The 6,652-nt window shown below is 64.3% G+C and carries 5 protein-coding genes and 1 pseudogene; 5 read left to right on the top strand and 1 reads right to left on the bottom strand.

Annotated elements, in window-relative coordinates; genetic code table 11:
- The first annotated feature begins 647 nt into the window (after positions 1 to 647).
- The 3 genes from ACI8UR_RS11825 (at position 648) to ACI8UR_RS11835 (ending at position 3,500) form a co-directional block, all read left to right on the top strand.
- A complete protein-coding gene (locus ACI8UR_RS11825) occupies positions 648 to 1,163 on the top strand; it encodes a DUF5813 family protein (RefSeq protein ID WP_411715997.1) in 516 nt (171 codons plus the stop codon).
- Between the two features lie 85 nt (positions 1,164 to 1,248).
- Positions 1,249 to 3,051 (top strand): ATP-binding protein, encoded by a 1,803-nt coding sequence (locus ACI8UR_RS11830; protein WP_411715996.1) that lies wholly within the window; start codon positions 1,249 to 1,251, stop codon positions 3,049 to 3,051.
- Between the two features lie 32 nt (positions 3,052 to 3,083).
- Positions 3,084 to 3,500: a universal stress protein gene (locus tag ACI8UR_RS11835; protein ID WP_411715995.1), complete on the top strand. Its 417-nt coding sequence runs from the start codon at positions 3,084 to 3,086 to the stop codon at positions 3,498 to 3,500.
- 228 nt (positions 3,501 to 3,728) lie between these two features.
- Here ACI8UR_RS11835 and ACI8UR_RS11840 read toward each other — a convergent pair.
- Positions 3,729 to 4,577: pseudogene (locus tag ACI8UR_RS11840) on the bottom strand (KaiC domain-containing protein); the annotation flags it as partial.
- A 106-nt stretch (positions 4,578 to 4,683) separates the two neighbouring features.
- On the opposite strand from ACI8UR_RS11840, the gene ACI8UR_RS11845 reads away from it, so the two are divergent.
- Together ACI8UR_RS11845 and mptA are read left to right on the top strand one after the other, a co-directional pair.
- A complete protein-coding gene (locus tag ACI8UR_RS11845; protein ID WP_411715994.1) occupies positions 4,684 to 5,496 on the top strand; it encodes an NAD(+)/NADH kinase in 813 nt (270 codons plus the stop codon).
- An 82-nt stretch (positions 5,497 to 5,578) separates the two neighbouring features.
- Entirely contained in the window at positions 5,579 to 6,508 is a 930-nt protein-coding gene (mptA, locus tag ACI8UR_RS11850; RefSeq protein ID WP_411715993.1) for a GTP cyclohydrolase MptA, read from the top strand.
- Positions 6,509 to 6,652: the final 144 nt, after the last annotated feature.

The raw sequence follows: 6,652 nt of genomic DNA on the forward strand, positions 1-6,652 counted from the left end.
TGGCCGAGTCAGGACAAAGGCGGCGGACTTAAGATCCGCTCCCGTAGGGGTCCGTGGGTTCGAATCCCTCCCCTCGCATAGCGAGACCTCGAACGGAGTGAGAGGTCTCGGAACCGAACGGCGAGCGGAGCGAGCCGTGAGGCGTTTTCGTGACGAATAGACGGCGAGCGACGCGAAGCGACAGCGGAGCGTCGCGAGCCCTCTCGTGAGTCACGAAAATCGTCGGAGGATTCGAATCCTGGAAGACGCAGCGCCCGAACGAAGTGAGGGCGACCGTCTTCCTACGGTTCGAATCCCTCCCCTCGCATACTCCCACTTTTTGCACGCTCCGGCGGTGGGGGGGGGGTGGGGGGGGGCTGCCCCCGCCCACCCCGCCGCCGGGGGGGGGGCCCCCCCCCCACGGCATCCGGCGGCGGCCTGCGGCCGCCGCCCACGGCAAAAACGTGGGGAAAATATGCGCGCGTACTCCTTCGGCGGCCTCCGGCCGCCTCAGTCCGTGCGCGCTACCGGACGCTCCCTCCGGTCGCGTCCGGGGAACCGCTCGCTCACTTCGTTCGCTCACGGGTGCTCACCACAGCGTTCCGTTTCCCGACCTGCCAACGCCTCTCACGACGCCCTTTTGACGCACAACGTCCTATCGATGTGCAATGAGTGAGACTGTTCCGGAGCGAGCGGTTCGGGCGTTCGAGGCCCACGAGGCCTTCGAGCGCGACGGCGAGTGGTTCGAGGTCACGACCACGAAGTTCGAGGGCCGGGTGACCGCCGAGGAGACGGACGAGTGGGCGCTTTCGTACACCCTGGAGGTTCGGGCGCCGATGCTCTCGACAGCCGCCGAGGAGCCCGTTGGCTCCGCCGTCGAGGACGGCTGGTTCGACACCTACGAACTCCGACTCGAGGATACCACCATGGCCGTTCGGCAGGACATCGAGTTCGACGAACAGCGCATCTTCGAGGAGGCCGGCGATGCCGTGGCCGTCTTCGGCTTCGAGTGGGGCAACGCAGACCACGTCCCCGACATGGCGAAGGCGATGACCGAGTACGTCGAGGGGACGTACATGGAGGGCGTCGTGCCCGGCTACGAGTACGGCCCGCCGGTCTCGGAGATGCTGTCGAAGGCGCGACACGCCGACGGCGACGGCGGCCACGGCCCGATGCCGCTGTAGTGTCGGTTCGTACCCGAACGCCCGACAGTATCAGTTTCACCGCGCCACGGGCAGTCTTTTATCCGATGACGAACACAGGTCGAGTATGTCCGACCTGGGCGATTTCGAGAACTACGACCCCGACGACGATGCGTCGTCCGGCGAGGGAGGTGTCGGCGACGATGCCGGCACGGAGGCGGATGACGATTTCGAAGCGGTCGACGTGACGCCAGCCGGCACCGACAGGGGCATCGGGACGCTCTCGGCCTCGGAAGGGCTCATTATCAGCGAGGACGAAGACGACACCCGACTGCGCGCGTACGTCACGGTCGAGAACCGCTCGTCGGTGCGCATCGGCAGCTATCTCATCGCCTCCTACCCCGACGGCGAACGGCTGTTCTGCCGTATCGTCGCCCTCGAATACGCCCAAGAGTTTCGCTCCGACGACGCGACGGAGATTCACTCCCGTCGTGCAATGCGGCGCGACAACATCGACGAGCAGGATTACAAGTTCATGGCCTCACTCGAGCCCGTCGCCGTGCTCTATTCGCAGGGCGGCGAACTCAAACGGCGGATGACAGACCGGGTACCGAAACCCGAAACCGTCGTCCGGCAGGCCGAGGATAGCGAGGAGATCAAGACGGGGCTGAAAATCCCGGGTGACGGTATCTTTCTCGGGCATCTCTCCGTCGGCGGCGAGAAGGTGCGAACCGCCGCCGACCCACCGACCATCGACTATCGGCTGAAAGACGACTACGAGGCCGGTGACCCGCTCGTCTTCCGGCACACCCTCGTCGCCGGCGGCACGGGGTCGGGGAAAACCCACGCCGCGAAGAACGTCCTCCGGCAGTATCTGGCCGCCGATCAGCGGTATCCAATCGAGGACGGGCGTGACGTCGCACCTGCTATCGTCCAGTTCGACCCCCAAGACGAGTACGCCCAGATGCACGACGACAACCCCGGCATCGACGCCGATTACGCACGCCGTCTCGAACGGGAGGGCATCGCCCACGGCGGCGTCGACGACACCAAGGCGTTTGTCCCAAAAATCGGCGACGCGAGCTATGCGGCCTCACATCACCGCGCCGAACAGGTCGAGTTCACCATCCCGTTTTCGATGGTCGAGAACAACCCCTGGCTCATCGCGGGCTCGAAGCTCAATGACAACCAATACGGCGCGCTCACCTACCTCCTGAACCGCTTTTTCGACCAGCACGGAAACGGGGGCACGTACAGCCAGTTCATGTCGTTCCTCGATGACCCAGGATTGAAAGAGGAACTCGACGAGTCCGGGCGAGTACACGAGGCGACCTTCGACGCCGTCCGTCGGCGCGCGTTCGGCTTCGGCGACGTATTCGACCAGGACGCCCGACCGATTACCGACCTCGTCTCGGAGTTCGTCCGTCCAGGGGGTCTGACGACGGTGCCGACGTACCACATCAACGACTCGCGGGCGACGACGACGATTGTCCTCGCGGTTGCCTCGCTGCTCGTCGACCAGAAGCTCTCGAACGACCCGACGTTCGACCGCATCAAGGAGACGCCGCTTTTGCTCGGGATGGACGAGGCACACAACTTCCTCACCGACGCCGACAGCGTGCAGGCGACGAAGGTCATCGGGAAGTTCGCCGAGGCCGCAAAACAGGGCCGTAAAGAGCGACTCGGACTCTTCCTCATCACCCAAGATCCACAGGACATCGCCGATCCGATCTTCAAGCAGATCAACACGACCATCGTCCTCAATCTCGGTGACGAAGCCGCCATCAAGGCCGTCAACATCCCGTCGAACCTCGAAGGGAAGGTGCCCTACATGGAGAAAGGACAGATGGTGGTGTACTCGCCGGACAACTCCGAGCCGGTGGAGCTCATCGGCCTTCCGAACTGCCTCATTCGCCACGGCCAAGACTGACTTTTATCCGTGGGCCGAGTGTCAACCGGGCTATGCGAATACTCGTGCCGATGGACGGTTCCGAGCAGTCCTGGAGCGCCTTCGATTACGCTGTCGAGCAGTTCGGCGACGCGACATTCGTCTGCCTCCGCGTCATCGATCCGGTGAAGGCTGGCTACGGCGTCGGTATCGGGGCGACAGCGGCCGCAAACGAGTGGATTCAGGCCGAACAAGACGCCGCTGAGGAGATGTTCGATTCGGTTCGCGAGCGCGCAGAGGAGGCCGACGTCGAGGTCGAAACCCACACTGAGGTCGGCCGGCCCGCCCGCACCATCTCGGAGTTCGCCGAGGACTGTGACCACGTCGTCATCGGCAGCCACGGTCGGGAGGGTGTCTCCCGAATCCTGCTCGGGAGCGTCGCCGAGACCGTCGTCCGCCGGGCTCCGGTGCCGGTGACTGTGGTTCGGTGACGCAGTAGAGGACGGAAGGTACAGTCACTCTCGCAGCATCCGCCGAGGGGGCGTCCAAAGGTCGCCCCCGAGGCGGTTCCCGGCGGCGAACGAAGTGAGCCGCCGTAGCGAGCGCCGACTAACGCGCCCCTCGGGCGCGGCTGGAGGCGCTCGCGCATATTTTCCCCAAGTTTTTGCCGCGGAGGCGTGTCCGCCTCCGGCGGACCGCCGGAGCGTGCAAAAAGTGGGTTAGAAGATATTCGCCTGTTGATACACCGAAATCCCGTCGCTCGTGATCTCGTAGGGTTTGGTCTCACGGGAGTGGTTGGCGTTCCGGACTTTCTGTATCTCGACGGCCAGTCGGGTTTCGCGAAACTCAGAGCGGACGTACTGGAGGACGAAGACGCCATCGGTGAGATACTCGATGATGCCGTGGCGGGATGCGTAGGGGTTGCCCTCGCTGGCCTCGCTCGTCAACATCGTCGTGACGCCGGCCTCTTTCAGCGCCTTGGTGAAATCGAAGATCTCGGTGCGGCGTTCGGCCTGGTTGTCGTACATCATCTCGAGCAGCGACACGGAGTCGAGGACGAGACGGTCGGCGCCAAAGGAGTCGACGAGTCGGGGCAGGTCACCGCGAATCGAGGTGAGGCTGTTCGCCATCTCGATGGGGTCAAGGTCGACGACGGAGAGCATATCGTTCTCGATGTACTCGTCGAAGGGCCACCCTTTCTCGGTGGCAGCCTGCACCACTGCGTCCTTGCTTTCCTCGAGGGTGATGTAGACGGCCTTCTCGCCTTCCTCGATGCCACGGTGGAGGAACTGGAGGCCGAAGGTGGTTTTACCGGTACCGGCGGCACCCATAACGACGAGTAGCGACCGCTGTGGGACGCCGCCCTGGATCATCTCGTCGAGACCCTGGATACCGAGGTCGATTCGGGGGATTTCGGATTCGAACTCCTCTTCGAACCCTTCGCCGCCACCGCCGCCCTCGAAGGCGCCGGCGAAATCCTCCTCGAATAGCTCATCGTCCTCTTCGTCGAACGGTTCGTCGCTGGCACTCTCGAACCAGTCGTCCTCGTCACCGCTCATGGTCGCCCCCCACACGACTCTCGCATACCTACCTCTTCGGACGAATGAACGTTAATGTTACCCGTCAGAACTGACTTCGGGGGGCTTTTGTCGGCGGATGGCGAACTACGGCCCGATGGAAGTCGGTATCGTCGCCCAACAGGACAACCCTCGCGCCGCGGAGCTTGCCGACCGTATCCGCCGGCACGTCGACGCGACGGTTCGGCTCGACGAATCCACCGCCGAGAGCCTCGAACAGCAGGGCAGCCCCGTAAGCGAGTTCGCCGACTGTGACCTCGTCGTGTCAATCGGTGGCGACGGTACCTTCCTCTTTGCCGCCCGCGAGGTGACGCCGACGCCGGTGATGGGTGTCAACCTCGGTGAAGTCGGCTTTCTCAACGCCGTGTCGCCGGAGGACTCGCCGGAAGCCGTCCAACGGGAAATCGACCGCTTCAGAGCCGGCAACGACGACTGTCAGGAACTGCCGCAGGTACAGGCGGACGGCGACGGCTGGACGCTTCCGGCGGCCGTCAACGAGGTGGCGATTCTCGGCCCGCAACGCGGCCGGAACAACGGCGTCGGCATCGAGGTGCGCGTCGACGGGGAGCTGTACTCCGGGAGCCGCGCCGACGGCGTCCTCGTCTCGACGCCGACGGGCTCGACGGCGTACAATCTCAGTGAAGGCGGCCCGCTCGTCCATCCCGACGTGCCGGCGTTCGTCATCACCGAGATGTGTGCGGAAGGGCCGATGCCCTCACTCGCGGTACCGACAACAGCGGATATCACCGTCCGCGTCGAAGAGGCCGACCACGCGTTCGTCGTCGCCGACGGCCGCACCCGGGAGCGCATCGACCCGCCGACGAACGTCGAACTCTACCAAGCCGACCAGCCAGTCCGCATCGCCGGGCCACCACTCGAGTTCTTCACCGCGCTCGGAAAGCTCCAGTAGCCTCGTCCCGCATATGCGGGTTTCGGAACCCGGAGTTCCCCTTTCGAAAGCCCTAACGGCAATCACCACGTTTTAAATACCAATGAGTCAGCAGCTGCCGGACGTACAGGCGTCCAGTCCAGACGTCAGTGTCGGGCTCAACCGAGTCGGCGTGACCGGCGTCGAGAAGCTCGTCAAACTCCACCGCGAGGACGACCGCCCCATCGTATTGATGGCCGAGTTCGAGGTGTTCGTCGACCTCCCGAGCTGGCGGAAGGGAGCCGACATGAGCCGGAACATGGAGGTTGTCGACGAGATGCTGGAGGAAGCCGTCTCAGAGCCCGCGATGCGCGTCGAGGACGTCTGCGGTGACGTCGCCGAACGACTCCTCGAGAAACACGAGTACACGACGCAGGCTGAAGTGCGGATGGAAGCCGAGTACATGATTCGCGAACAGACGCCGGCGAGCGACCGGCCGACGCAGGCCACCGCTGACATCATCGCTTCCGCCACCGCAAACGACGATGGCACCCGCGAGGAGATTGGCTGTCACGTCGTCGGCATGACCGTCTGTCCCTGCTCACAGGGGATGAGCGAGTCCCGCGCCCGCGACGTACTGGATGGGCTGGATGTCGACCGCGAGACGGTCGACCAGTTCCTCGAGGAGGTGCCCCAGCCGGGCCACTCCCAGCGGGGTCACGCGACGCTGACCGTCGAAACCTCCGGTGAACCCGCAGTCGATCTCAACGAACTCATCGACATCGCGCGGGATTCGATGAGCGCTCGCATCTACAACCTCGCAAAGCGGCCCGACGAAGACCACATGACCTTCGAGAGCCACAGCGACGCGAAGTTCGTCGAGGACTGCGTCCGGGCGATGGCCGATGGGCTCGTCGAGCGGTATCCGAACCTCGCCGACGATGCCGTCATCTACATGGAGCAGTCGAACGACGAATCCATCCACCAGCACAACGCTCACGCCGAACGCGCCGCCGAGTTCGGCCAGCTCAAGACGGAAGTCGACGGCGAGTAACGGCGCTCAGTCGTCCGTACGCGGCAGCATGACCGTCACGACGTTCCCAGTGTTTTCGGCGTGATCGAACGTGAGCATCCCCTCCGAAAGGTCGACGACCCAGTAGACGAGCCACAGCCCGAGCCCAGTGCCGTGGGAGACGGC

Origin of the sequence: Natronomonas sp. (assembly GCF_047616845.1) — an archaeon.
Lineage (GTDB): Archaea > Halobacteriota > Halobacteria > Halobacteriales > Haloarculaceae > Natronomonas.

Bases quoted from the DNA above. Each gene is read 5' to 3' on its own strand.
- ACI8UR_RS11825 (WP_411715997.1), top strand. From the start codon at position 648: ATGAGTGAGACTGTTCCGGAGCGAGCGGTTCGGGCGTTCGAGGCCCAC.
- ACI8UR_RS11830 (WP_411715996.1), top strand. From the start codon at position 1,249: ATGTCCGACCTGGGCGATTTCGAGAACTACGACCCCGACGACGATGCG.
- ACI8UR_RS11845 (WP_411715994.1), top strand. From the start codon at position 4,684: ATGGAAGTCGGTATCGTCGCCCAACAGGACAACCCTCGCGCCGCGGAG.
- mptA (WP_411715993.1), top strand. From the start codon at position 5,579: ATGAGTCAGCAGCTGCCGGACGTACAGGCGTCCAGTCCAGACGTCAGT.
- ACI8UR_RS11835 (WP_411715995.1), top strand. From the start codon at position 3,084: ATGCGAATACTCGTGCCGATGGACGGTTCCGAGCAGTCCTGGAGCGCC.